This is a genomic window from Micromonospora sp. CNZ322, from assembly GCF_007827755.1.
This window is the reverse complement of the sequence record NZ_VITD01000021.1, coordinates 76,113-102,239: the sequence shown is the minus strand read 5'-3', so window position 1 is coordinate 102,239 and position 26,127 is coordinate 76,113. Positions and strand designations below refer to the sequence as shown.

Sequence of the window (26,127 nt, the reverse complement as noted above, 5' to 3'; positions counted from 1 at the left end):
GCGAGTAGGGTTCGAGCAACACATGTCGAGGAGGCGGATCGTGCAGAGCATCCGGCGGGTCGCGGTCATCGGGGGCAACCGCATCCCCTTCGCCCGCTCCAATTCCCGCTACGCGGACGCGTCGAACGCGGACCTGCTCGGCGCGGCGCTCGACGGCCTGATCGCCCGCTACGGGCTGGCCGGGCAGCGCATCGGCGAGGTGGTCACCGGGGCGGTGCTCAAACACTCCCGCGACTTCAACCTCACCCGTGAGGTGGTCCTCGGCTCCCGACTCGACCCACACACCCCGGCGTACGACATCCAGCAGGCCTGCGGCACCGGCCTGGAGGCGACCATCCTGGTCGCCAACAAGATCGCCCTCGGGCAGCTCGACGTGGGCATCGCCGGCGGTGTCGACACCACCTCCGACGCCCCGCTCGCCGTCAACGAGGAAATGCGCCGCACGCTGCTCAAGCTCAACTCGGCCCGCACGCTGGGCGAACGGCTCAAGATCGCGGCGAAGCTGCGCCCACTTCAGCCGTTCAAGCCGGAGATCCCGCGCAACGCAGAACCGCGTACCGGCCTGTCCATGGGCGACCACGCCGCCCGCACCGCAGTGCGCTGGCAGATCGACCGGCGCGCCCAGGACGAGCTCGCGTTGCGCTCACACCAGCGCCTCGCCGCCGCGTACGACAGGGGTTTCTTCGACGACCTGATGACGCCGTACCTGGGGCTCACCCGAGATGCGAACCTGCGCCCGGACAGCAGCCTGGAGAAGCTCGCCTCGCTGAAGCCGGTCTTCGGCACCCGTGGCCCGGACGCCGAGCACGCCACCATGACGGCCGGCAACTCGTCGCCGCTCACCGACGGCGCGTCAACTGTGCTGCTGGCCAGTGAGGAGTGGGCGGCGGCGCACCACCTCCCCGTGCTGGCCTGGTTCAGCTGGTCGGAGACGGCGGCGGTGGACTTCGTGCACGGCGACGAGGGGTTGCTGATGGCACCCGCGTACGCGGTGCCCCGGATGCTGGCCCGTGCCGGGCTGACGTTGCAGGACTTCGACTACTACGAAATTCACGAGGCGTTCGCGTCGCAGGTGCTGGCCACCCTCGCCGCCTGGGAGTCGCCGGAGTTCGCCAAGGACCGGCTAGGCCTGGACGCCCCGCTGGGCGCGATCGACACCGACCGGCTCAACGTCAACGGTTCGTCGCTGGCCGCCGGGCACCCGTTCGCCGCCACCGGCGGCCGGATCGTGGCGACCCTGGCCAAGCTGCTGGCCGAGCGGGGCAGCGGGCGTGGGCTGATCTCCATCTGCGCCGCCGGTGGGCAGGGCGTGACCGCCATCCTGGAGCGCTGAGCGGAGCGTGCAAGGCGACGCCCGCCGGACCCGAAGGTCCTGGCGGGCGTCGACAGTGCGGTAGGGGCTCAGCCGAGGGTGAACCTCTCCCAGGAGCTGATGACCGGGCCGCTGGCGATCAGTGGCTTGCTGCCCGCGCCGTCCGCGCTCACGTACTTGTTGTTGACGGCGGCCTTGAAGCTGACAGTGCCGTCGCTGCTGCGGACCATTGTGAACCGCTCCCAGGTGCTGGCTGTCGCCGCGCCCGCGATCAGCGGCTTGGCGCCAGCGCCGTCGGCGGACACGTAACGGTTGTTGACACGGGCGAGGAGGCCGACCTGCCCGTTGCCGAGATCCACCACGTCGAACCGCTCCCAGGTGCTGGCGGTCGGCGCGCTCGCGATCAGCGGCTTGGCGCCAGCGCCGTCGGCGCTGACGAAGCGACCGTTGACCTGCGCCTTCAGGGACCGGTTCGCGTCCGGTACGACGACCTGGAGGAACTTCTCCCAGGTGCCGATGGTGGACTGGCTGGCGCTCATCGGAACGGCGCTGTTGACGTCGGCGGTCACGTATTTACTGGTGATGGGGGCCTGGAGGCTGATGGTGCCGTCGCCGTTGCGCACCAGCTTGAACATCTCGCGTACGTCCACGACGACGCTGTCCGCGGTCAACGTGGCGAGGTCGAACTGGGAGATGGCGACGTAGCGCCCGGCCGCCCGAGAGAAGAGGGCGACCTTGCCGTTGCCGGCGTCCGCCAGGTCGAACTGCGCGATGGTGCTCGGTTCGGCCTGGTTCGGTCGAAGCCCGTAGCTTTTCTCGTAACTCACGTAGCGGCGGTTTGACAGGGCCCGCAGACCCACGGTCCCGGTCGGCCGGAGCATGCTGATCTGCCTGCTGTAAGTCCCCGACCGACCGTCGGTGCCAGTGACCGTGACGCCGATCTGGTAGCCGCCCGGGTTCGCGTAGGTGTGCGAGGCGATCGGGCTCGTCTGGGTGACGGTGCTGCCGTCGCCGAATGTGAACCGGTAGGACTCGATCGGGTTGAGGCCGGGGAGGGAGGCGGACGCGTCCACAGTCACCGAGCGCGCCTGGATGTTCATGGCGACGTCGAACCGCACCTCCGGGCTGCGGACGGCTTCGGTGGTGCCACGGTCGGCGTACGTGACCGGGCCGGCGCCGGTGTTCGGCACGCCCGGATCGTCGATGCGCGGCGCGCCGCCGCGGGCGAGGGTCGGGTAACCGGGGGCGGCCGAGTTCGCCGAGTCGATGTTGTCCCGGGCCTGCCCCGTCTCGCGGTCGTGGGCGGCCTGGCCGGAGGCGGCCCGGAACGCGGCCAGCGACATCCGGGTGTTCCAGGCGTAGATCTCCGGTGAGTCGTTGTTGTAGTGGTGCGCGTTGTTGTAGTCGACCACCGTCTTTCCGACGGCACCGCCGTAGACGCCGATCTCGACCCCGTCCAGCGCCTTGTTGTCGCAGTAAGCCAGATCGAAGTAACCGTTCAGAGCGAGCACGTTGTTCTGTACGGAGACGCCGGACGAGGCTCCGTCGACGCGGATGCCGTCCTGGCAGCGGTTATTGATGGTGTTGTTGGCGATGGCCGTGCCGGTGGCCCCGTTGTTGTGCACGCCGTGGCCGGCGCCCCCGGAAATCACGTTGTTGGCCACCACGGTGCCGGCCGCGGTGGGCCCGAGCGCGATCGCCGCGTTGGTGAAGCCGGCGATGCTGCCACCGATGTACGAGTTGCGCGGCCCGTCGATCCGGACGCCGATCGTGTTGTCGGAGAGGATGTAGTTGGCATAGCCCTGCACGCTCGTGCCCTGGATGGCCACGTCACTGCTGGCGGCGTCCATGGTGATGCCGGCGCTGGCGGTCAACCCACTGACGGTGATCTTCGACAGGCTCGAGCTGGTCACGCCGGCGAACCGGATCACCGGTGACGTCGCGGGCAGGTTCAGGCCGTAGGTGCCGCCCCGGATGGTGAGGCCCGAGGAGTTGCGCGCGTCCAGGGCCGGCACGTCGCCCGACCCGACGACGCGGAGGTTCTGGAGCACCACGTCGTGCTGGCCGTCGATCACGAAGCCCGCCGTCGCGCCGATCAGGGTCGCCGCGGAACTGGAGGTGGTGAGGAAGGTTACCGGCTGCTCAGGCGTGCCGGACGTGCCGATCGTGACGCGCTCCGGGTAGTTGCCGCCGCCGATGTCGACGGTCTGCCCGCCGGTGACGATCGCCGCTGCGGCTCCGATGGTGCAGAACGGCTGCTCCAAGGTGCCCGGGTACTGGTCGGAGCAGTTGGCCGGGGGATTCTGCCGGACGTAGAGCGTCGTCGGAGCGGCCGCCTGGGCGGGCAGCGCGGTGCCCACCAGGGTGCCACTGGTCAGTACTGCGGTCGCGAGACCGGCGAAGAAGGATTTGCGCATGCTGGCCTCGGAAAGGAGGAGGATCCGGCGACGCCGGAGGTCAGATAAGGCGATTCTGCATGATCGACAAGTGAGGTGCTGACCTGGGTGACAAAACGGCCACCCGTCTCGTGACCGTCCTGGTTCCGGCGAATCGAAGCGGCCGGCAGGTAGACGTTCACGTCCTGTTCAACGGCCGGCTGACCGCATGGTGGAGAGCTGGGGTTCCACCGATGCTGCCCTGGACGCCACCGGACGGCGGGGTCTCGGATACGAACGGCGGGATCCGCCGGACCCGGCCCGGTTCGCGCTGAACGACGACGCCCGCCGGACCCTGAGGTTCCGGCGGGCGTCGTTCGGTCGGTCCGGCTCAGCCGAGGGTGAACTTCTCCCAGGTGCTGATGGCCGGGCCGTTGGCGATCAGTGGCTTGCTGCCCGCGCCGTCGGCGCTGACGTACTTGTTGTTGATGCCGGCCTTGAAGCTGACAGTGCCGTCGCTGTTGCGGACCATTGTGAACCGTTCCCAGGTGCTGACGGCCGGGCCGTTCGCGATCAGCGGCTTGGCGCCTGCGCCGTCGGCGGACACGAAACGGCTGTTGGCGCGGGCGAAGAGGGCGATCTGACCGCTACCGAGGTCGGCGAAGTCGAACCGCTCCCAGCTACCGGCGGTCGCCGCGCTTGCGATCAGCGGCTTCACACCGGCACCGTCGGCCATCACGAAACGGCCGTTCACGCTGGCCTTCAGTGACCTGTTCGCGTCGGCGACTGGAACCTGGGCGAACTTCTCCGAGACGCCGATGGTGGACCGACTGGCGCTCATCGAGACGGTGCCGCTGGCGTCGGCGGTGACGTACAGGTTGTTGCTCGCCTTGAGGCTGACGGTGCCCTCACTGTTGCGGACGACTGTGAACTTCTCGGTGGTGCCAACCACCTGGCCCGCGGCGTTCAGGGACTCGTTGGCCGACTGCGTGACGTAGCGGCCGTTGGCCCGCGCGACGAGGGCCACCTGGCCGTTGCCGGCGTCCGCCAGGTCGTACTGCGCGGCGGCGGTCAACCCGACCTGGTTCGGCAGGAGAACCGACGCGGATGTACCTACGTAGCGACGGTTGGACAACGCGAGCAGGCCCACGGAAGCGGTCCGCCGCAGCACGGTGACCTGCTCGGTGCTGCTGCCGACCAGGCCGTCGGTACCCCGGGGGCTGACGGTGACGTCATAGGTGCCCGGTGTGGCGTATTTGTGCGTGGCGATCGGACCGGACTGGCTGGTGGAGGAGGTGCCGTCGCCCCAACGGAACTCGTAACTATCGATCGGGACGAAGCCCGGCGTGGAGGCGGAGGCGTCCACCCTGACAGTGCTCGTGGCGAGGTCCACCGTGGCGTCGAAGGACGACACCGGGGGTTTGATGGACTCAGCAGTGCCACGGTCGGCGTACGCGATCGGGCCCGCGCCGGTGTTCGCCACGGCCGGATCGTCCCGGCGTGGCTTTCCGCTGATGTCAAGGTCCTGGTAGCCGGGTGCCGTCGAGTTCGCCGAGTCGACGTTGTCCCGGACATCCGACGTGTACCGGTCGTGTGCGGCCTGCCCGGAGACGGTGCGGAACTGGGCGAGACCCATCCTGGTTCCGTTCCAGGAGTAGCCGGTCGCGGACGTGGACTGATGCCAGGTGTTGTTGTAATCGATCACCGTGCCGCTCAGCGCCGCGCCGTAGACCCCGATCTCGGCACCCGCGGGAGCCTGCGGATCGCAGTAGCCCTGGTTGAAGGCGCCGTTGTTGCGGAGCACATTGTTCTGTACCGAGACCTGGGACGACGCCCCGTCGACCCGGACGCCGCCCAGGCAACGGTCCTGGATGTCGTTGTTGGCGATGCCCGTGCCCACGGCTCCGCGGTTGTGGATGCCGTATCCGATCCCGCTCCTGATCCGGTTGTTGGCGATCACCGTCGCGGAGGCGGCCGGGCCCACCGAGATGGCAGCTCCGGAGAAGCCGGCAACATCGCCGCCGACGATCGTGTTGTGCGGCCCGTCGATTCGAATGCCCACGCCGTCATCGGCGGCAATGTGTTTCGGGTCGGTCGCCACCAGCGTGTCGTCGACGATCACCTCGCTGGTGGAGGCATCCATGGTCAAGCCGCCGGCGAGCGCTGTCCCGGTGGCGATGATCTCTTCCAGCATCGCCATCTTCACATTGGCGAGTCGGATGGCGGGCGCGGTCGCGACGTTCGCCATCGTGAATTCGCCGCCCGAGATCAAGATGTTCGAGGCGTTACGCAGATCGATGGCGGGTACATCGGCAGACCCCCTGACATTGAATTCCTGAACGTATATGTCGTGCTGGCCGTCGACGACCAGGCCCGCGTTCGGACCGACAAGCGTCACCCGTGTGCGAGGGGTATTGGCGATGAAGGAGATCGGCAATTCCGGTGTGCCGGAGCTGGTGAGGGTGACGCGCTCGGCGTAGGTGCCGCCGTCGACACGAACCGTCCCGCCGGCGGTCACCACGGCGGTTGCTGCACCGATCGTGCAGAACGGCGTGCTTTCGGAGCCTGGCCCCTGGTCGGAGCAGTTCGCGTCGGCCTGCTTGACGTACAGGACCTCAGGTTCGGCTGCCTGGGCGGGTGCGCCGGTGGTCAGCAGGGTGCTGCCGGTCACCGCGATCGCGGTGAGGCCGGCGAGGGATCTTCTGCGCATGCATGCCCTCTGTCGTGAAGGGTGGATTCGGCTTCGCCGGGAATCAGACGGAGACCATGATCCGATACCGGCTGGTAGCACACCGCCCCGGGCGACAAAACGGCCAACCGGCCCCACCGGCACCCGCCCTGGCCTGCTGGCCGGACGGGCCGCCGGGTAGGAGAGAATGAGGCACGTGACGACGATCCCCAACGTGCTGGCCAACCGGTACGCCTCGCCTGAACTGGTCGCCCTCTGGTCCCCGGAGGAGAAGGTCCGGATGGAGCGGCGGCTCTGGCTCGCCGTTCTCCGCGCTCAGCGCGACCTGGGCGTGCCGGTGCCGGACGGCGTGGTCGAGGCGTACGAGCGGGTGCTCGACCAGGTCGACCTCGCCTCGATCGCCGAGCGGGAGCGGGTCACCCGGCACGACGTGAAGGCCCGGATCGAGGAGTTCAGCGCGCTCGCCGGGCACGAGCACGTGCACAAGGGGATGACCTCCCGGGACCTCACCGAGAACGTCGAGCAGCTCCAGGTGCGCGCCTCACTGGAGCTGATCCGTGACCGGGTGGTGGCAACCCTCGCCCGGTTGGCCTGGCTGGCCCACGAGCACTCCGAGCTGGTCATGACCGGCCGTTCGCACAACGTGGCGGCGCAGGCCACCACGCTGGGCAAGCGCTTCGCGTCGGCGGCCGAGGAGTTGCTGATCGCGTACGAGCGGCTGGAGGAGCTGATCGCCCGCTACCCGCTGCGGGGGATCAAGGGACCGGTCGGCACGGCCGCCGACCAGCTCGACCTCTTCGACGGCGACGCCGACAAGGTGGCCGAGCTGGAACGACGGGTGGCCGAGCACCTGGGCTTCTCCCGGGTGCTGGACAGCGTCGGGCAGGTCTACCCGCGCTCGCTCGACTTCGACGTGCTGGCCGCGCTGGCCCAGACGGCCGCCGCGCCGTCGTCGCTGGCCACCACGATCCGGTTGATGGTCGGTCAGGAGCTGGCGACCGAGGGCTTCAAACCGGGTCAGGTCGGTTCCAGCGCGATGCCACACAAGATGAACACCCGTTCCTCCGAGCGCGTGAACGGCTTCGCCGTGATCATCAGGGGTTACCTGTCGATGGTCGGCGAGCTGGCCGGTGACCAGTGGAACGAGGGGGACGTGTCCTGCTCGGTGGTCCGCCGGGTGGCACTGCCGGACGCGTTCTTCGCCGCCGACGGGCTGTTCCAGACGTTCCTCACCGTGCTCGACGAGTTCGGCGCGTACCCGGCGGTGATCAACCGGGAGCTGGAGCGCTTCCTGCCGTTCTTGGCCACCACGAAGATCCTGGTCGCGGCGGTCCGGCGCGGCGTCGGCCGGGAGGTCGCCCACGAGGTGATCAAGGAGCACGCGGTGGCTGTGGCCCTGGCGATGCGCGAGAAGGGCTCACCGGAGAACGACCTCTTCGACCGCCTGGCGGCGGACGGTCGGCTCGGCCTGTCCCGCGCCGACATCGACACCCTGGTCGCCGACCGCAACGCCTTCGTAGGTGCCGCCCAAGCCCAGGTGGCAGCGGTGACAAGCCGCATCACCACTGTGGTGACCGCCCACCCAAACGCGGCAACCTACAGCCCACCCCCCATCCTCTAACCCCACCCTTACCCGGCGTTGCTGCGTTGATCATGAAGTTATTGCTGCGACACGCCGGTGCGCAGGGCAATAACTTCATGATCAACGGGCTGGGCCGGTGAGGTTGGGCGTTACTCGCCGGTTGGGGTTTCGGCGGCGGTTCTCAGGTTGGGGGCACTGGCGGGTTCGGCGATGCCGCCGAGCGACTCGGCGAAGCCTGCGGGTTCCGCGGTTCCCGCTGCGACAGCCGGCTGGTCGGCCGGCATGACCTCGGGCATCTTGGGTACGGCGACCACGGCCGTCCCGTACGCGCAGATCTCCATCCACATCTCGCCACAGTCCCGGCTGTCGAATCGCATGCCGATCACCGCGTTCGCGCCGAGCCGCAGGGCCTCCTCGCCGAGGCGGGCCACCGAGTCGGTGCGCCACCGGGTCAGGTTGTCCGGGGCCATCGGGTCGTAAGCGCCACCGCGCAGGTTCTTCACACCCTCGCGGTACGGGTTGCGCGTCCTGGCCATCGATGACACCACCTCACCGAGAATCTGGCGGATCTCGTAGCCGGGCAGTTGCTCTGTCGTCACGACCAGCACGGTTCCGATGCTGTCAGGAGTGGCGCGACCCGATCGTGTGCATTGTTCACCTGATCGGATGCTGCAAAACGACGCGGCGCGGACGGCCGGCACGTGGCCGACCATCCGCGCCGAGCGGGGCGCTAACCGTCAGACACCGGCCACCGAGGTGATCCAGGCCCGGTTGTACGCAACGCTGCCGTAGTTCTGGATGCTCGACCCGTCGGCGGTGGAGGCGACGCCGACCTGCTGACCGTTGTAGAACTGCGGGCCGCCGGAGTCACCGCGCCAGGCGTTGCCGTTGATCCGGGTGCTGCGGATCGCCTGGCCGCCGTACGCGTCGGTGGCGCTGTTGCTGGTCACCCGGACGGTGGCGGTCTTCAGCTGGGTGGACGCCGAGCAGCCGCTGTAGCAGGTCATGCCCCAGCCGTAGATCGAGTTCGTCGAGTTGATCGGCGGGTTGCTGCTGGCCAGGCTCACCGCGGAGGTGCTGACCGTGCTGGAGAGCCGCATGAGCGCGAGGTCGTTGCGGGTGTAGGTGGCGCTGACCGTGCGGGTGACCCCGCCGGAGGTGCGGTTCACGCTGCCGACGCGCACCGACATGGTGCCGCTGATGCAGTGCCGGGCGGTGAGCACCCACTGCGCGGCGATGACGCTGCCGGAGCAGGTGAACGAGCCGTTGCTGAGCACCGCGGCGGCCCAGGGCGCGGACGAGACGGTGCCGCCGCCGATGATGGGTTGTGGGCCGGCGGGGGCAACGGGGGCGGCGGACGCGGCGGACGTGACGCCGAGGGCGCCGACCAGCGCGGTGCTGAGTACGGCGAGCAGGGGGCGGATGCGCATCGGGTGGACTCCTTGGACGGGGCGGGCCCGGGGTCGCCGGGTGCGGATGATGCCGGGCGGCGGGGGTTCCCGGAGCCGGCGAAATCGACTTGCGTCGATGTAGAGTAGGCTGCGACGCGATCGTTATCAAGGAGCTGATCGAGGTTGTTCAATGTAACGATTCGGCCACCCGCTGCGCCGTATATGTCCTGCTAGGGCCACCTGTCGTGCGTGACAGGTCCGACTGAGCGTCAGTAATGTCGATCACTGCCTGAACTGCACCCGGCCGGTGCGTCCGCGGCGATATCTGCCAGGTACGCTGGCTGCGCTCGCCCATTGTGGGTCGGCACCCAACTGCGTACACAGTCAGGAGTGCCCAGTGCCTCGCGTCGTCGTCGACGTCATGCTCAAGCCCGAGATCCTTGATCCGCAGGGCCAGGCCGTCGCAAACGCGCTGCCCCGGCTCGGCGTCGGTGACGTCGCCTCGGTTCGGATCGGCAGGCGGATCGAGATCGAGTTCACCGGTGAACCGGACCTGAACCGCGCTCGGGAGATTGCCGACAAACTGCTCGCCAACCCGGTCATCGAGGACTTCACCGTCCGCCTGGTCGAGGCCGACGAGACTGCGGACGCCCGCTCGTGACCGCCCGGGTCGGTGTGGTCACCTTCCCCGGCTCGCTCGACGACGGGGACGCGGCCCGGGCCGTCCGGATCGCCGGCGCTGAGCCGGTCCGGCTCTGGCACGGCGACCCGGAGCTGCACGGTGTCGACGCGGTCGTCCTGCCTGGCGGTTTCTCCTACGGTGACTACCTGCGGTGCGGCGCCATCGCCCGGTTCGCCCCGGTGATGGAGACGATCGTGGACGCCGCCCGGGGTGGTCTGCCGGTGCTCGGCATCTGCAACGGCTTCCAGATCCTCTGCGAGGCGCACCTGCTGCCCGGCGCGCTCACCCGCAACCAGCACCTGCACTTCCGCAACCGGGACCAGGTCCTGCGCATCGAGTCGGCCGGGACGGCGTGGACCAACGCGTTCCAGCCCGGCCAGGAGGTGCTCATCCCGGTCAAGAACGGCGAGGGCTGCTACGTCGCGGACACCGCGACGCTGGACCAGCTCGAAGCCGAAGGTCGGGTGGTCGCCCGCTACGTCGGCGGCAACCCCAACGGGTCCCAGCGCGACATCGCCGCGATCACCAACGCCGCCGGCAACGTGGTCGGCATCATGCCGCACCCCGAGCACGCGGTGGAGGCGCTCACCGGCCCTTCGCTGGACGGCCTCGGCTTCTTCACGTCGGTCCTCAAGCACCTGGTGGGGGCGCCGGCATGACCGGCGGCACGATCATCGGTCAGCTCAACCGCCGGCCTGGCGGGCACGAGCGCAGCGAGGAGAGGTCATGACCACCCATCCGGACCCGGTACGGGACACACCGGAGGCGTACTCCGCCCCGGCGCAGCCGGGCGAGCCGAGCGCGGCGCAGCCGGTCGCACCGGCGACCGCTCCCGCCCAGCCGGCCGCCGCCGTCTGGACCGAGGGCGTGGACACCGTGCCGCGCGCCGGTGGCACCCCGGGCGAGCTTCAGCCGTACACCGAGCTTGGTCTGCGCGACGACGAGTACGACCGGATCCGGCAGATCCTCGGCCGCCGGCCCACGCAGTCCGAGTTGGCGATGTATTCGATCATGTGGAGCGAGCACTGCTCCTACAAGTCGAGCAAGGTGCACCTGCGCCAGTTCGGTGAGAAGGCCCCGCACAGCGACCGGATGCTCGCCGGCATCGGTGAGAACGCCGGTGTCGTGCAGATCTCCGACGAGCTGGCGGTGACCTTCAAGGTCGAGTCGCACAACCACCCGAGCTTCGTCGAGCCGTACCAGGGCGCGGCGACCGGCGTCGGCGGCATCGTCCGGGACATCCTCGCCATGGGTGCCCGCCCGGTCGCGGTGATGGACCCGCTGCGCTTCGGTGCCGCGGACCACCCGGACACCGCCCGGGTGCTCACCGGTGTGGTCGCCGGCGTCGGCGGCTACGGCAACTGCCTGGGCCTGCCCAACATCGGTGGTGAGCTGGTCTTCGACCCCTCCTACCAGGGCAACCCGCTGCTCAACGCGCTCTGCCTGGGCGTGCTGCCGGTCAGCCGGCTGCAGAACAAGGCCGCCGCCGGCCCGGGCAACGTTGTCGTGCTGATGGGCGCCAAGACCGGCCGCGACGGCATCGGCGGCGTCTCGGTGCTGGCCAGCGCCACCTTCGACGAGGGCAGCGAAGCGCGTCGCCCCGCCGTGCAGGTCGGTGACCCGTTCACCGAGAAGCTGCTGATCGAGGCGTGCCTCGAGCTGTACGACGGCCAACTGGTCGTCGGCATCCAGGACCTCGGCGGCGCCGGTCTGACCTGCGCGCTCACCGAGACCGCCGCCGCTGCCGGCACCGGCATGCGGGTCTGGCTGGAGCGGGTGCCGCTGCGCGAGCCCTCGATGGACCCGCACGAGATCCTGGCCAGCGAGTCGCAGGAGCGGATGCTGCTGGTCGTCGAGCCGGACAAGCTCGACGCGGTGCTCAAGACCTGCGAGAAGTGGGGCGTCCTCGCCACCGCGATCGGTGAGGTCACCGCACCGGAGCCGGACGGCAGCCCCGGTCGCCTGCTGATCACCTGGCAGGACCACCTCGTTGTCGACGTGCCGCCGGGTTCGCTCGTCGACGACGGCCCGGTCTACGCCCGGCCGATGCGCGAGCCGGCCGACCTGATCCTGCTCCAGGCCGACCGGGCCGAGACGCTGCCCCGCCCGGCCGACCCGGAGGCGCTGCGGGAGACCGTGCTGCGCATGATCGCGTCGCCGAACCTGGCCGACAAGTCCTGGGTCACCGAGCAGTACGACCGCTACGTGCTGGGCAACACCGTGCTCGCCCAGCCGGAGGACGGCGGCGTGATCCGGATCGACGAGCGGACCGGTCTCGGTGTGGCGCTGTCGGTGGACGGCAACGGCCGGTACGCCAGGCTCGACCCGTACAACGGCACCAAGCTGGCCCTGGCCGAGGCGTACCGGAACGTGGCGGTGACCGGGGCCAAGCCGATCGCCGTCACCGACTGCCTCAACTTCGGCTCCCCGGAGGACCCGGGCGTCATGTGGCAGTTCGCCGAGGCCGTCCGCGGCCTGGCGGACGGCTGCCTGGAGCTGGGCATCCCGGTGACCGGCGGCAACGTCAGCTTCTACAACCAGACCGGTGCCGCGGCCATCCACCCGACCCCGGTGGTCGGTGTGCTGGGCGTGCTGGACAACGTCGCCGACCGGGTGCCGATGGGCTTCGTGCCGCGCGCCGGTGGCGACCACGACCAGCTCTACCTGCTCGGCGAGACGAACGTGGAGCTCTCCGGCTCGGAGTGGGCCTGGGTGACGCACGAGCACCTCGGCGGTATTCCGCCGCAGGTCGACCTTCTCCGCGAGAAGGCGCTGGCCGAGCTGCTGGCCGAGGCGGCCCGGGTCGGTCACCTGGCCTCCGCGCACGACCTCTCCGACGGTGGTCTCGCCCAGAGCCTTGTCGAGTCCTGCCTGCGGCGTGGCGTCGGTGCGCGGATCGCGGTGCCGGAGCAGTTCGCCGAGGGCTCGATGCCGTTCGTCTACCTGTTCAGCGAGTCCGCAACGCGGGCGCTGGTCTCGGTGCCGCGCGGCCACGACAAGGCGTTCGCGGCGCTCTGCGCTGAGCGGGGCGTGCCGTTCGAGCTGATCGGCGTCACCGACCCGTCCGGTGGGGCGCTCGAGGTGCACGGCCAGTTCCGGATCGGCCTGGACGAGCTGCGCACCGCGCACACCGAGACGTTGCCGCGCCTCTTCGGGGGCTCGGCGGCAGTCGAGGTGCCCGCGCCGGCTGCCGGTGTGGCGGGTGCGGTCGAGGCCGTTCCGCTGCCGGTCGCGCAGGCTGAGCCGGTCGACGCGGCGGCGGTGGTCTCCGAGCCGATCGCTTCCTCGGGTCCTTCCCCGGAGACCGGCGCGGTCGAGCCGATCGGGTCGGAGCAGCCCGGCGGGGCGTCCGAGTCTGACTCCGGTGTCACCGAGCCGTCGCCCGACGAGCGCTGAGGCCTTGACGGCCGCCGTCTACGGCCAACCCGGATCGGGTGCCCGGTTCGACTGGGGGCTGACCGGGGCGGCCGAACTCGGCCGGGTCTGCGCGGCGCTGGTGGTGGTGGACGTCCTCTCGTTCACCACCGCCGTGGAGGTGGCGGTCGCCCGGGGCATGCGGGTGCACCCGTTCCCCTGGGGTGAGCAGGCCGCCGAGTACGCCGTACGGGTCGGTGCGACCGCTGCTGTCGGGCGGCGGCAGACGACAGCGGAACACCCGTGGTCGCTCTCGCCCGCCGCGCTGAGCAGCGCACCTGTGGTGGCGGACCTCGTGCTGCCCTCCCCGAACGGCTCCGCCATCAGCGCCGCCGCCAGCGCCACCGGCCTGCCGGTGGTCGCGGCGTGCCTGCGCAACGCGCGCGCCGTCGGGCATTGGCTGCGCCGCCAGGGGTACGGCACGCTGGACGCCCCGATCGGCGTGATCGCCTCGGGGGAGCGGTGGCCGGACGGGTCGCTGCGACCGTCGGTGGAGGACCAACTTGGCGCCGCCTCGGTGCTGGACGCCCTCTCCGGCGTGCCGGGTGGGCTCTCGGTGGAGGCGGCCATGGCGCTCGCCGCGCTGGCGAGCACCCCGGATCTGCCCGCCGCGGTGCGCGGCAGCGTCTCCGGACGGGAGCTGACCGAAAGCGGCTTCGCCGCGGACGTGGACGTCGCCGTCCGGATCGGCGTGTCGGACGTCGTGCCGGTGCTCCACCAGGGCGTCTTCTCCGCAGCCTGACCGGGCCCCCATCCCGCGATCTTGCACTTTCTGTCCCGACGTAGGGGGCATTCCGCCCGTAAAGACGACCGAAACTGCAAGATCGGCGCGGGTCGGGTTGGTCTTGTGACAGCGAAACGGCCACCCGGAGATCCGGGTGGCCGTTTCCATGGCGCTGTGGTGGGTGGGGTCAGTCGTCCAGCCAGTCGAGGCGGCGACCGCCCCGCTCGGTCGGCGGCGGTGGCGGCGGGGTGTCCGGTCGATTCCGCCCGGCGGGCTGCTGGCCGTAGCCACCCTGGTCGTAGCCCCGGTCGTCGTAGCCGCCGCGCTGCTGCGGAGGCTCCTGGCCGTAGTTGCCGGCCTGGTCGTACCCGCTGGAGGGCTGGCCGTAGCCGCCCTGGTCGTAGCCCCGGTCGTCGTAGCCGCCGCGCTGCTGCTGCGGAGGCTCCTGGCCGTAGTTACCGCCCTGGTCGTACCCGCCGGCCGGTTGACCGTAGCCGCCCTGGTCGTATCCGCCAGCCTCCGGAGCGCCGTATCCCGCGGTCGGCTCGGCGGCGCGACCGCCGTACGGGGCGGCATCGGGCTGGCCGTACCCCTGCTCCTGCTCCGGCTGGTAGACGCCGGTGGCGTAGGGGTCGGCCGGGGCCGGGTACTGGGTGCTGTCGCCGGTGTACCGGCCGGTCGGCTCGTCGAACCGCTCGCCGTACGCCGGTCCGCCAGCGGGGGCCGCCGGATACGCGGCGGTGCCACCCGGGGCGTCGTAGTCGCGACTGCCGTAGCCGCCGCCGGAGGCCGGTGCGTTGCCGTAGCCGCCACCCGAGGCCGGAGCGTTGCCGTAGCCGCCACTGGGCGCGGCACCGTAACCGTCACCGGCCGCACCGGCGCCGTACCCGCCCTCCGGGCCGGCCGGAGGGCCGTAGCCGCCGGCACCGTACCCAGCGGACGCTGGCTCCTCGCCGTAGCCGGCGCCGCCCCAGCCCTGCTGGCCCGCGCCGCCGTACGCCTGGGCAGGCGCGCCGTACGGGTCCGGCGGAACGTCGTCGACCACCGGGCGATGCATCATCGTCGGCGCCTCGCTCAGCGCCGCGCCGCCGACCATGGTCGGGTCCGCGCCGGGACGACCGCCGACCACCCGGGTCTGGTCGTCGGGGCCGCGGAACCCGCCCCGCGAGGGCGGCACCACACCGCCGCCGCCGGCGGCCGCCGGAGCGTCGTCGTCGTCGCCGTTCTCCTTGCGCTTCATCCAGAGCAGCACGATCGTGCCGACACCGGCGGCGACCAGGAGACCACCGAGCAAAATGATCATGTACGAGCCGAGGCCGCCGCTGTCCTCGTTGTTCGCGGCGTTCGCCGGAGCACCCTGGCTGGCCTCCTCGGTGGGCTCCTCCTCGGTGCCCTCCTCGGTCGCCTCATCGGTGGGAGTGGCCTCGGGGGTGGCGGACGGGGTGGCGCTCGGCGTCGTCTCGGCCTTGATCGCGAGACTGAGCCGCTGACCGGTGATCGCCTGCCCGGCGTTGGCGTTCAAGGACTTGAACGCTTTGATGTTGTCGAACGACGCGCCCAGGTCGATCCGTCCGGGCGCGATCGGGTTCTGGGTCGTACCGGTGAACCGGAAGTCGCCGCTGCCATTGCTGGTGGCGTCGTAACGGTGACCGGCGGTGTCCTGAAGAACCACGAACGCGTTCGACACGGCCTTGCCGTCGGCCTGCGAGACCACCTTGCCCGAGACCGACCGCACGGTCTGGTTCTGCGGCGGCGGCGGAGCGGCCTTGCCCTTCACGGTCAGCGAGACGGTGGCGGTGTCCGGCCCGGACTCGGCCTCGACGGCCACCGTGACGCTCGCGGTCGCGTCGCCGGCGTTGTCGTTGGCCGCGATCCTGACCAGCACCGACCCTGTCGGGTTGCCCAGGCCGCCGCCGGAGAGTTTGACATCGCCGCAACCACTGGCGCAGCTGACGCCGGACGGCAGGCCGGCGAGGCTGACCTTTGCTGACTCGTCGTCATTACCCCCGGTGACGCGCACGGTGATTGTGGCGTCGCTGCCGGCGTTTACTGTGATCGAGCCGGGGGAAACGCTGACATCTGCGGCCATGGCTGGTGTGGCGGGGACGGCGAGCAGAGCGCCGGCAACCAGCGCTACGACCACACCGGCCCGCTGCTTCCAGGCACGTCGGTGTGTTGACACGTCCACCGCCTTCCGGGCTGACTTCCCTCTGACCGGCGGGGCGCCGGGCCGGGGATCATCACGGTACGAATACGCCGTCGGCAACTATGCCTTGTCCGACTGCATGAGCGCGACCCAGGGCCAGCGTCGCATGTTTGGCCTGGGGGTCGTATCGTCCCGTCGTGTCCTCTCCGCACAGTAAGTCCGCTGCCGTTACGGCCGCGTTGTCGGCGCTCGACGAGGGGCGTACACCCGAACGGCCGGTGTTCCGAGAGGCGGTCCGGTCGTTGTTGGCCGTCCTCGCGGAGCGCGCCCCCGGCCGATCGGTGGAGGTGCGCGTCCCACCATACGGGGCGATCCAGTGCGTACCGGGGCCTCGACACACCAGGGGAAATCCACCAAACGTGGTCGAGATGGCCCCGAACACCTGGTTGGAGCTGGCAACCGGCAGGGTTGCCTGGGCGCAGGCGGTCACCGACGGTCGCGTCCAGATGAGTGGCAACCGCGCGGACCTCTCGGCGTATCTGCCCCTCTAGTCGTCCCGATGTCCCACTCGCTGTAACGCTGAGCAGGGGAATCGTGACTTTCTGTATTGACGTCGATTCGCGTACACTGTCAGGCGATGACAGTGGTCCCGGCAGAGGAGAGTGGATCCGCCCGTGATCCCCGCCCGGCCGGTCCAGACCAGCATGAGGGAGCGGTAGGTGCCCCGAGGCGACGGCCGGCTGAGCCACGACCTTGACCCCCAACGACCTGGCCCCCAGGATGCCTGCGGCGTCTTCGGCGTCTGGGCCCCCGGCGAAGAGGTTGCCAATCTGACCTACTTCGGCCTCTACGCCCTGCAGCACCGTGGCCAGGAGGCGGCGGGCATCGCGGTGAGCGATGGCTCCGGCGTGGTGGTCTACAAGGACCTTGGCCTGGTGGCGCAGGTCTTCGACGAGCCCACCCTGGCCAGCCTGCGCGGTCACCTGGCGATCGGGCACGCCCGATACTCCACCACCGGCGCGTCCAACTGGGAGAATGCCCAGCCGACGATCCGGTCGACCACCTCCGGCACGACCATCGCGCTGGCCCACAACGGCAACCTGGTCAACACTGCCGAGCTGGAGAAGGAGGTCGCCGAGCGCGGCCTCATCGCGGACGGTTCGACAAACGACACGTCCCTGGTGACGATGCTGCTCGCCAGCCGACCGGATCTGTCGGTCGAGGCGGCCGCGCTGGAGGTGCTGCCGCAGCTGCGCGGCGCGTTCAGCTTCGTCTTCATGGACGAGTCGACCCTCTACGCGGCTCGCGATCCGCACGGCGTCCGCCCGCTGGTGCTCGGCCGCCTGGAGCGCGGCTGGGTCGTGGCCAGCGAGACGGCCGCCCTGGACATCGTCGGCGCCAGCGTGGTGCGCGAGGTCGAGCCGGGCGAGCTGATCGCGATCGACGAGAACGGGCTGCGCTCCACCCGGTTCGCCGCGCCGGAGCCGAAGGGCTGCCTCTTCGAGTACGTCTACATCGCGCGGCCGGATGCCACGATCGCCGGGCGCAACGTCCACTCGGCGCGGGTGCAGATCGGCCGGCAGTTGGCCAAGGAGCACCCGGTCGAAGCCGACCTGGTGATTCCGGTGCCCGAGTCGGGCACTCCAGCCGCCATCGGGTACGCGGAGGCGTCCGGCATCACGTACGGCGCCGGCCTGATGAAGAACCCGTACGTGGGTCGCACCTTCATCCAGCCGTCGCAGACCCTGCGTCAGCTCGGCATCCGGCTCAAGCTCAACCCGCTGCGGGAGAACGTCCGCGGCAAGCGGTTGGTGGTAGTGGACGACTCGATCGTGCGCGGCAACACCCAGCGCGCCATCGTGCGGATGCTGCGTGAGGCAGGGGCGCTGGAGGTGCACGTCCGGATCTCCTCCCCGCCGGTCAGCTGGCCGTGCTTCTACGGCATCGACTTCGCCACCCGGGCGGAGCTGCTGGCCAACGGGTTGGACAACGACGGCATCCGGCGCTCCATCGGCGCCGACACGCTGGGCTTCGTTTCCCTTCCCGGCCTGATCGCCGCGACCGAGCAGCCGAAGACCAGGTTGTGTCGGGCGTGTTTCGATGGGGAGTACCCGATCGAGTTGCCAGCCGGCAACCTGATCGGCAAGCACGTGCTCGAAGGGGTGGGTCGACGCGTCGCCAACTCGGCGCCGGAGGCCCCGCACACCAACGGCTCGTCCGTCGCCACTCCGGGTGGCGTTACCGCAAACCGCCCGTAGCACCAACCGGCGCGGCCCGGCTACCGCCGGCGGCACCGAGAACCAAAGGGGAGAACCGTGACGCACGTGTCCGAGCGCAGCGGCGCAGGAAGCAGCCCGACCGGCGCCGGCGGCGACCGCCAGCCGTGGACGGGCGGTGCTGGCCGCCAGGCGCGCAAACGCTCGGTCTCGTACGCCGACGCCGGTGTCTCCATCGACGCGGGCGACCGCGCGGTGGAGCTGCTCAAGTCGAAGGTGCGGCAGACCCGCCGTCCCGAGGTGCTCGGTGACCTCGGTGGCTTCGCCGGCCTGTTCCGGCTGGACACGAAGAAGTACAAGAGCCCGATCCTGGCGTCCTCCACCGACGGGGTTGGCACCAAGCTGGTGATCGCCCAGCAGATGGACATTCACGACACGGTCGGCATCGACCTGGTCGCCATGGTCGTCGACGACCTGGTGGCCTGCGGCGCCGAGCCGCTGTTCCTGCTCGACTACATCGCCACCGGCGAGGTCGTGCCGGACAAGGTCGCCGAGATCGGCGCGGGCATCGCCGACGGCTGCCGTTACGCCGGCTGCGCGCTGCTGGGCGGGGAGACCGCCGAGCACCCCGGCGTGCTGCGTCCGGACGAGTACGACATCTCCGCGACCGGCGTGGGCGTGGTCGAGGAAGCCGACATCCTGAGCCCCGACCGGGTCGAGGTGGGCGACGTGGTGATCGCCATGCGCTCCTCCGGCCTGCACTCCAACGGATACTCGCTGGTCCGGCACGTGCTGCTGGGCGCGGCCCGGATGCGTCTGGACATCGTGATCGACGACTTCGGTCGGCAGCGGACCCTCGGCGAGGAGCTGCTCACGCCGACCAAGATCTACGCCAAGGACTGCCTCAAGCTGATCGCCGAGGCCGAGGTGCGGGCGCTGTCCCACATCACCGGTGGCGGCATTCCCGGCAACCTGGTCCGGGTGCTGCCCGAGCACGTCGACGCGGTGGTCAACCGGTCCACCTGGAAGCCGCAGCCGATCTTCGACCTGATCCAGACGAAGGGTCGGATCGACGACCACGACATGGAGTCGACCTTCAACATGGGCGTCGGCATGTTCGCGATCGTCTCGGCCGAGGACGCCGACCGGGCGCTGGCCACCCTGACCGGCCGTGGCGTCGAGGCGTGGCAGGCCGGCGAGATCATCGAAGGCACCGGCAACGTGCAGATGGTCGGTCAGCACACCCGAGGATGATCACTTTCCGGTGATCGTACGGGCACCTGATCAGGGCTTCACCCGAGTGGCCAATGCCGCCTAGCCTGAAGGGCACCCTCAGGCTAGGCGGAGGAGGGCGATGGCTGCTCGGGGACAGTCGTTCAGCGGGATGCGCGGTCTGGCCGCCGTCCCGTCGTACGTCGTGATGCAGCCCACCACCCTCTGCAACCTCGACTGCGCGTACTGCTATCTGCCGTTTCGCGCCACCGACCGGCGGATGCCGGTGGCGGTGGCCGAGGCGGTCGCGGCCGCGGTCAATCCCTGGGCGGCGAACGGTCGGTTCTCGGTGGTGTGGCACGGCGGCGAGCCCCTGGCCGCCGGTCGAGAGCACCTGGCCGATCTGATCGCCCCGTTCGGGCCAGAGGTCGAGCACCATGTGCAGACCAACGCCACCCTCATCGACGACGACTGGTGCGATTTCTTCGCCCGGCACGAGATGCGGGTGAGCGTGAGCGTCGACGGGCCCCGGGCGCGCAACGGCGACCGGGTCAACCGGGGCGGTCAGCCGGCGTACGACCGGATCCTGCACGGGATCTCGGTGCTGCGCCGGCGCGGTCTGCCCTTCTCCGCGCTGGCCGTGGTGTCCCGGCCCGAGCCGGGGCTCGCCACCGAGCTGTACGACTACTTCCTCGAGCTGGGCTGCGACGTGCTGGGCATCAACATCGAGGAGACCGAGGGCGTCAACACCCGCGACAACCGCCACGACCCGGCGGCGGTGTCCGCGTTCTGGGCGGAGTTGGTCGGGGCGTGGCGCCGGGAGCCCCGGATCCACCTCCGCGAGATCGAGTGGTCGTTGCGCTACGCCGCCGCGGTGCTCGACAACTCGGCGGACGCGGTGCTGCCCCGCCACCTGGACCCGATCCCGACCATCGGTCACGACGGCTCGGTGATCGTGCTCTCCCCGGAGTTGGCCGGCTTCACTGACCCCCGCTACGGCGACTTCAGCAGCGGCAACGTGCTGACGACCCCGTTGGCGCAGATCCTCGGCAACGCGGCGACGACGCCGTGGGTGAAGGAGTTCCTGGCCGGGGTGGAGGCGTGTCGAGCGTCCTGCCCGTACTTCGGCTTCTGCGGTGGTGGCCATGCCGCCAACCGTTACTTCGAACTGGGGCGTTTTGACGGTACGGAGACCGAGCACTGCCGCAACAGCAAGATCCGCCTATTGGAGGGAGTGTTGGAGCATGCCCGAGACCACCAGTCACCGGCGGCCTGAGCGCGAAGCGGACGGCGGAGTCACCGAACGGGTGCGGGACGCGGCTCCCGCGCTCGTCGCACTGCTCCAGGAGGCCGAGGACGCACGGCGGCTGCGTTCGGAGGTGTCGGGCGGAGAGGGCTCCAGCGCGGTCTGCGCCTGGAACCACTTCGAGAACATCCCGACGTTCTACAACTGGAACAATCGCCCGCGCTGAGGAAGCCGTTGTCAGGGGCCTGTCGAGCGGCCGGAGTGATCCGGTCGGGCCAGGCCCCTGATCGTCGGCGACTGCACCTGCACGGGACGTGCGTGAGCACGCGGGGGTTACCGCGTGCTCAGCTGCGTCGAGAGGTCAGCGGGTCGGACGGACCCAGGGATCCGGATCGTCGTCCGCGTGATCCTCATCATCGTCGTCGACGAACTCTTTAGAGTCGTCGTCGAAGTGGTGCTCAGACTTACCAGCACCCGCCAGTTCGCGCTGCAAAGCGGTGAGGTCGGTGTTCGGGGAGTGGTACTTCAACTCCCGCGCCACCTTAGTCTGCTTGGCCTTAGCACGGCCGCGCCCCATGGCTCGACCCCCTCGCACAGAATGCGGGGCAGCCCGAAGGCGGGCCCCGATGACGTCAGGCATCTCTCGTGGCTCTTACGGTACATGGGGATGCCATCGTTCGGCACCTCGGGTTACCGTCAGCCGGCTCTGCGCGTCGCGTCGATCCGGCCGTCACCCAGTGTACCGGGTAAGGAGCGGAACGGTTAGCACCCGTGACACCGGACAAACCGCATCAAATTTGACCCCGGCTCAGCTTACCCAGCGACGCCCGGCACGGGGGCCCGGAGGCGGATCTCGTTGATCCGCCCCCGGGGAACGCTCAGCGCAGGTGGATCGCGCGCAGCCGGCCGACGTCCGCCATCCGCCGCTCCGCCAGCCGGTCGGCGGCCACCGCCGGCGGCACACCCTCCGCGTCAGCCAGGTGCAGGATCTCGCGGGTGGTGTCGTAGATCCGGGTCGCCCGCAGCTTCGCCCGGTCGAAGTTGAAGCCCTCGATCTCGTCGGCCACCTGGATCACGCCGCCCGCGTTGACCACGTAGTCCGGCGTGTAAAGGATGCCCCGGTCGGCCAGCAGCTTCTCGATGCCCGGGTGGGCGAGCTGGTTGTTCGCCGCCCCGGTGACCACCTTGGCGCGCAACGCCGGCACGGTGTCGTCGTTCAGGGCGCCGCCCAGCGCGCACGGCGCGTACACGTCGATGTCCGCGGCGACCAGCGCGCTGGCGTCATCGACGAGGGTGACCTCCGGGTGGTTGCTGCGCACCCACGCCAGCGCCTTCGGGTTGACGTCGGTGGCGACGACCTCGGCGCCATCCTCCAGCAGGTGCCCGGTGAGGTACTTGCCGACCTTGCCCAGCCCTGCCACGCCAACCCGCCGGCCCCGCAGGCTCGGGGTGCCCCAGACGTGCTCGGCCGCGGCCCGCATCCCCTGGAAGACACCCCAGGCGGTGAGGATCGACGAGTCGCCGGCGCCGCCGTGCTCCACGCTGCGCCCGGTCACGTAGCGGGTCTCCCGGGCCACGACGTCCATGTCCGCGACGTACGTGCCGACGTCACAGGCGGTGTAGTAGCGGCCGCCCAGCGACTCCACGAAGCGGCCGTACGCGCGCAGCAGCGCCTCGCTCTTGATCTGCTCCGGGTCGCCCCAGATGACGGCCTTGCCGCCGCCCAGGTCCAGCCCGGCGAGCGCGTTCTTGTACGCCATTCCGCGGGACAGGTCCAGCACGTCGGCGAGGGCGTCGTCCTCGCTCGCGTACGGGTAGAAGCGGGTGCCGCCGAGCGCCGGGCCCAGCGCGGTGGAGTAGATCCCGATGATCGCCTTCAGGCCGCTCTGCTTGTCCTGGCAGAACACGACCTGTTCGTGACCGGTCGATACCGGGTCGTCGGTGCTCGCGAATACGCCCATGGTTGGCTCCTACTGTGGTGTGCGTCCTTGTGGGACGCGGACCTGGTGGACCCCGGCGGGGATGCTGCCGGTGTGATCGAGCCTAGTATCGGCCGCCGGGCGGGCGCTCGACGCGCCGCCGCCGTCCCACGGTGCGGCGCGCGTGCTCCGGCCGCTGACCGCGTACGGGCGTGGTTCGTGGGAGGATCGCGCGGTGCCGTCGCTCTTCGCTTCTTACCTGCGCGTGTACGAACCGCTGGCCGCCTTCGATCGAGACCGGCAGAGCTACTGGCGCCGCTACGTCTCGGAGGGGCGCGCGATCGCCCCTGTCGAGGGGCCCGGCCGGCAGCGGACGGCGGTGATCGAGGCGCTGGGTGCTGGCTGGACCCGGCTGCCGGACCTGCCGGAGGAGGCGTACGTCCTGGAGACGGACGACGGCCTGCTGGTCTGCCCCTGGAACCTGCGCATCCGGGTCGCTGAGGCGGCGCTCAGCGCCCGGGACGGGGTGCCCTCGGTGCTCGCCGACGCCTTCGTGCCGCCGGTGCTCGCCGGGCAGGCCAGGGCGGTGGTGGACGACTGGCGCAGTGGCGCCCGGGTGCTGGAGCACGGGGTGCCCCGGGTGCACGAGCAGATCGCCACCTGGGGCGTACCCCTGCGGTGGTTCGTGCTCTTCGAGCCGGCGGAGCGGGACCTGGTCACCCAGCCGGGACGGCGGGCGTTGCGCTACCGCACCGAAATCTCCAAGGCGCGACGCCGCTCGTCGCGGGCGCTGTCGGTGCTGCGCAAGTCGGTGGGCGAGGCGCCGATCACCGAGGCGGTGGAGGAGGCGGCCCGCTGGCTGGAGGAGTTCCATCCGCGGTCAGTGGTCGAGCTGGACTACGGCGGTCTGGTCGACCTGCTCTCCGACGAGACGCTCGCCGCGGACGACTCGCCCGAGCTGGTCGCCGGCGGCCTCGCGGGGCTGTCGCGCGGCGAGGCCGAGGAGGCGTCGGCCGCGTACGACAAGTTGGTGGCGCGATGGCGCGCGGTGCAGCTGCTGGAGCGGTGCAACTAGGGCATATCACCCTAGGAGCGCTCCCAAGGTGAGTTGTGCTCGTAGTTGACGCATCACGAACCGTGATCATGAGTCCGAATAAGGTAGTTTCTGCCGTGTAAAAGTCGTAAAAATCGGGCATGGTTCATCCGTCCGTCTAGGGACCTTCATCCGTTCGGCCCATGTCGGACATCGGGGACTAGCCGGACCATGGGAGACGCGTCGGCCGGCGGGACCCCGGCCGATGTCTATACATGTGGAGGAGTGACCGATGGCATCGCGAACGCACGAACCAGAGCCGCTACTCACGCCGGCCGAGGTGGCGTCGATGTTCCGGGTCGACCCGAAAACGGTGACCCGGTGGGCCAAGGCTGGCAAGCTCAGTGCCATCCGCACCCTGGGTGGCCACCGTCGGTACCGTGAGTCGGAGGTCAGGGCGCTGCTGCAGGGCCAGATCCCGCAGCAGCGGCAGGGCGACTGAGCCGGCAACAGTTCTTCGAAAGGGGCGGTGGATCTCGATCCGCCGCCCCTTCCGTATGCCCGGCCGCGGCTCAGCGCCGTGGCTCGGCCAACGTCACCCGGATGCCGACCGTGCCGCCCTCACCGCGACGCAACCGGCTGCCCAGCAGGCTGAGTCGGCCGATCAGACGGTATTTGTGCTTGAGCAGGTCGCGGACCCGACCGGTGTCACCACTCCCGTAGATCGTCGCGTGAGCCGACACCTCCGCCCCGTGGGGCCGACCCCGCACATCGCACGGTGCCACGGTCACCTCGCCGTTGCGGCGGATCCGCTTCACCTTGCCCGAATCGGCCCGGGTCCAGACCGCCAACGCCTCCCCGTCGCGTACCGCCCAGACCGGGGTCGGCACCGCCCGACCGTCCTTGCGGAAGGTCGTGAGCAGGATGTATTTCTCGGCCGACAGCCGGTCCAGCATGGTCACGCCGCCAGGATACGGCCGGCGCGGGCCACTGAGTGGCCGGATAGCGTGAACGTCGTGACGGTTGAGCCTCTAATCGGTGACGTGATCGGCGAACTGCTGCGAGACACGCTCGCCGTGGCCACCGGGGTAGGCCCCCGGCCCCTGGTCGGTGGTCGACTGCCGCGACCGGTCATCGAGATCATCGAACGCGACGACGGTCTGATCAACGGCGCCCCGTCCGCGCACTACCTGGACGGGCCGGCGGAGTGGCAGCCGTACGACCACCGCGCGGTGGACCGGGCGCACGGCGAGACGCTGGACATCGGCACCGGAGCCGGCCGGATCGCGCTGCTGCTCCAGGAGCGCGGCGTACCGGTCACCGGGCTGGACACCTCCGCGGGCGCGCTGGAGGTGAGCCGGCGTCGCGGTGTCCGGCGGCTGGTGCACGGCACCGTCGACACGCACGTCGCCGACGGGTCGAGGTACGACACGTTCCTGCTGCTCGGCAACAACCTCGGGCTGTTCGAGGGGCGGGAACGTGCTCCCGAGTTCCTGGCCGCGCTCGCCGCGCTGGCCCGACCTGGGGCGCAGATCATCGCGCAGGGCACCGACCCGTACGGCACCCGCGACCCGCTGCACACCGGCTACCACGAGCGCAACCGTCGGCGCGGCCGGCTCGGTGGCCAGCTACGGCTGAGGCTGCGCTACCGCGAGTTGAGCACCGAGTGGTTCGACTACCTGGTCTGCTCGGCGGACGAGTTCGCCAGCCTGGTGCACGGCACCGGTTGGCGGCTCACCGATGTGGACGACCGCGACGCCCCCTACTACCTGGCCACCCTGCGCCTCGTCGACTGAGCAGAACGGCCCCCGCTCTCCGCCCGGCGGAGAGCGGGGGCCGTCGTACGTCTCAGACCTGGACGGTCGGGGGGAGCTGCTCGGGCGGCAGGCCGCCGTCGCCGTCGACCACCTCGTCCGGTTGGCCGTCCTCGTCGATGTCGACCATGGTGATGTCCACCTTGCCGTCACCGTCGGTGTCGAACTGGAACAGGTCCGCCTTGCCGTCGCCGTCGGTGTCCACCACCCACACGTCGGTCTTGCCGTCGTTGTTGGTGTCGGCGCGCAGCAGTTCGACCCGCTCGTCGCCTCGGGTCTCCACGATGTCCCCGTCGGTGACGCTCTCCGGTGCCTGGCTCATGTCGATGCGGTCCTTCCCTTGGTTGACGGGCCGTCATTACCCGATCCGGC

General features: G+C 70.2%; 23 protein-coding genes. 14 read left to right on the top strand and 9 right to left on the bottom strand.

Annotated elements, in window-relative coordinates:
• Positions 1-40 precede the first annotated feature (40 nt).
• Positions 41-1,333 carry an acetyl-CoA C-acetyltransferase gene (locus FB453_RS31940; protein WP_145796231.1) on the top strand — a complete coding sequence of 431 codons (1,293 nt, stop codon included), beginning with the start codon at positions 41-43 and terminating at the stop codon, positions 1,331-1,333.
• Between the two features lie 68 nt (positions 1,334-1,401).
• Here the strand turns inward: FB453_RS31940 and FB453_RS31935 are convergent, their stop codons facing one another.
• Together FB453_RS31935 and FB453_RS31930 are read right to left on the bottom strand one after the other, a co-directional pair.
• Positions 1,402-3,729, bottom strand: coding sequence for a PKD domain-containing protein (locus FB453_RS31935; RefSeq protein WP_145796230.1), 2,328 nt, complete (start codon positions 3,727-3,729; stop codon positions 1,402-1,404).
• A gap of 349 nt (positions 3,730-4,078) precedes the next feature.
• Positions 4,079-6,397 carry a PKD domain-containing protein gene (locus FB453_RS31930; RefSeq protein ID WP_145796228.1) on the bottom strand — a complete coding sequence of 773 codons (2,319 nt, stop codon included), beginning with the start codon at positions 6,395-6,397 and terminating at the stop codon, positions 4,079-4,081.
• A gap of 175 nt (positions 6,398-6,572) precedes the next feature.
• On the opposite strand from FB453_RS31930, the gene purB reads away from it, so the two are divergent.
• Positions 6,573-7,997 carry an adenylosuccinate lyase gene (gene purB, locus FB453_RS31925; RefSeq protein ID WP_112586195.1) on the top strand — a complete coding sequence of 475 codons (1,425 nt, stop codon included), beginning with the start codon at positions 6,573-6,575 and terminating at the stop codon, positions 7,995-7,997.
• A gap of 110 nt (positions 7,998-8,107) precedes the next feature.
• Here the strand turns inward: purB and FB453_RS31920 are convergent, their stop codons facing one another.
• Positions 8,108-8,671 (bottom strand): YbjQ family protein, encoded by a 564-nt coding sequence (locus FB453_RS31920; RefSeq protein ID WP_145796226.1) that lies wholly within the window; start codon positions 8,669-8,671, stop codon positions 8,108-8,110.
• A gap of 24 nt (positions 8,672-8,695) precedes the next feature.
• Positions 8,696-9,388, bottom strand: a complete 693-nt coding sequence (locus FB453_RS31915) for a trypsin-like serine protease (RefSeq protein WP_145796223.1) — start codon at positions 9,386-9,388, stop codon at positions 8,696-8,698.
• A 358-nt stretch (positions 9,389-9,746) separates the two neighbouring features.
• Between FB453_RS31915 and purS the strand changes: the two genes are divergently transcribed.
• From purS to FB453_RS31895, 4 genes are all read left to right on the top strand, one after another.
• Positions 9,747-10,010 (top strand): phosphoribosylformylglycinamidine synthase subunit PurS, encoded by a 264-nt coding sequence (gene purS, locus FB453_RS31910; protein WP_145796221.1) that lies wholly within the window; start codon positions 9,747-9,749, stop codon positions 10,008-10,010.
• Entirely contained in the window at positions 10,007-10,690 is a 684-nt protein-coding gene (gene purQ, locus FB453_RS31905; RefSeq protein ID WP_091396055.1) for a phosphoribosylformylglycinamidine synthase subunit PurQ, read from the top strand. The genes purS and purQ overlap by 4 nt, the downstream gene beginning before the upstream one ends.
• A gap of 67 nt (positions 10,691-10,757) precedes the next feature.
• Complete coding sequence (purL, locus tag FB453_RS31900; RefSeq protein WP_145796218.1) at positions 10,758-13,427, top strand: phosphoribosylformylglycinamidine synthase subunit PurL; 2,670 nt, start codon at positions 10,758-10,760, stop codon at positions 13,425-13,427.
• A 4-nt stretch (positions 13,428-13,431) separates the two neighbouring features.
• Positions 13,432-14,187, top strand: coding sequence for a 2-phosphosulfolactate phosphatase (locus FB453_RS31895; protein WP_112586203.1), 756 nt, complete (start codon positions 13,432-13,434; stop codon positions 14,185-14,187).
• Positions 14,188-14,356: 169 nt separating this feature from the next.
• Here the strand turns inward: FB453_RS31895 and FB453_RS31890 are convergent, their stop codons facing one another.
• A complete protein-coding gene (locus FB453_RS31890; protein ID WP_186718688.1) occupies positions 14,357-16,351 on the bottom strand; it encodes a hypothetical protein in 1,995 nt (664 codons plus the stop codon).
• A gap of 161 nt (positions 16,352-16,512) precedes the next feature.
• Between FB453_RS31890 and FB453_RS31885 the strand changes: the two genes are divergently transcribed.
• The 5 genes from FB453_RS31885 to amcA all read left to right on the top strand — a co-directional run bounded on the left by FB453_RS31885 (position 16,513) and on the right by amcA (position 21,215).
• Complete coding sequence (locus FB453_RS31885; RefSeq protein WP_486480558.1) at positions 16,513-16,866, top strand: sterol carrier family protein; 354 nt, start codon at positions 16,513-16,515, stop codon at positions 16,864-16,866.
• Between the two features lie 168 nt (positions 16,867-17,034).
• Positions 17,035-18,573, top strand: a complete 1,539-nt coding sequence (gene purF / locus FB453_RS31880) for an amidophosphoribosyltransferase (protein WP_091396045.1) — start codon at positions 17,035-17,037, stop codon at positions 18,571-18,573.
• 57 nt (positions 18,574-18,630) lie between these two features.
• Positions 18,631-19,785, top strand: coding sequence for a phosphoribosylformylglycinamidine cyclo-ligase (gene purM, locus FB453_RS31875; RefSeq protein ID WP_091396042.1), 1,155 nt, complete (start codon positions 18,631-18,633; stop codon positions 19,783-19,785).
• 130 nt (positions 19,786-19,915) lie between these two features.
• Positions 19,916-21,019: a cyclophane-forming radical SAM peptide maturase AmcB gene (gene amcB / locus FB453_RS31870; RefSeq protein WP_283016230.1), complete on the top strand. Its 1,104-nt coding sequence runs from the start codon at positions 19,916-19,918 to the stop codon at positions 21,017-21,019.
• Positions 20,988-21,215, top strand: coding sequence for a multiple cyclophane-containing RiPP AmcA (gene amcA, locus FB453_RS31865; protein ID WP_145796216.1), 228 nt, complete (start codon positions 20,988-20,990; stop codon positions 21,213-21,215). The genes amcB and amcA overlap by 32 nt, the downstream gene beginning before the upstream one ends.
• A gap of 135 nt (positions 21,216-21,350) precedes the next feature.
• Here amcA and FB453_RS31860 read toward each other — a convergent pair whose 3' ends face one another.
• Complete coding sequence (locus FB453_RS31860; protein ID WP_030332207.1) at positions 21,351-21,566, bottom strand: DUF3073 domain-containing protein; 216 nt, start codon at positions 21,564-21,566, stop codon at positions 21,351-21,353.
• 301 nt (positions 21,567-21,867) lie between these two features.
• Positions 21,868-22,950, bottom strand: coding sequence for a Glu/Leu/Phe/Val family dehydrogenase (locus FB453_RS31855; RefSeq protein ID WP_145796214.1), 1,083 nt, complete (start codon positions 22,948-22,950; stop codon positions 21,868-21,870).
• Positions 22,951-23,143: 193 nt separating this feature from the next.
• On the opposite strand from FB453_RS31855, the gene FB453_RS31850 reads away from it, so the two are divergent.
• Positions 23,144-23,983 (top strand): DUF8083 family protein, encoded by an 840-nt coding sequence (locus FB453_RS31850; protein ID WP_112586440.1) that lies wholly within the window; start codon positions 23,144-23,146, stop codon positions 23,981-23,983.
• 250 nt (positions 23,984-24,233) lie between these two features.
• Positions 24,234-24,443 (top strand): BldC family transcriptional regulator, encoded by a 210-nt coding sequence (locus FB453_RS31845; RefSeq protein WP_007073996.1) that lies wholly within the window; start codon positions 24,234-24,236, stop codon positions 24,441-24,443.
• 70 nt (positions 24,444-24,513) lie between these two features.
• On the opposite strand, the gene FB453_RS31840 is transcribed toward FB453_RS31845, so the two are convergent.
• The gene (locus FB453_RS31840) at positions 24,514-24,903 is read right to left on the bottom strand and encodes a PPOX class F420-dependent oxidoreductase (protein WP_112586213.1); all 390 of its coding nucleotides are present in this window, start codon (positions 24,901-24,903) and stop codon (positions 24,514-24,516) included.
• 54 nt (positions 24,904-24,957) lie between these two features.
• Here FB453_RS31840 and FB453_RS31835 point away from each other — a divergent pair, with 54 nt between their 5' ends.
• A complete protein-coding gene (locus FB453_RS31835) occupies positions 24,958-25,737 on the top strand; it encodes a class I SAM-dependent methyltransferase (RefSeq protein ID WP_112586442.1) in 780 nt (259 codons plus the stop codon).
• Between the two features lie 52 nt (positions 25,738-25,789).
• Here the strand turns inward: FB453_RS31835 and FB453_RS31830 are convergent, their stop codons facing one another.
• Entirely contained in the window at positions 25,790-26,077 is a 288-nt protein-coding gene (locus FB453_RS31830; protein ID WP_145796212.1) for a hypothetical protein, read from the bottom strand.
• Positions 26,078-26,127: the final 50 nt, after the last annotated feature.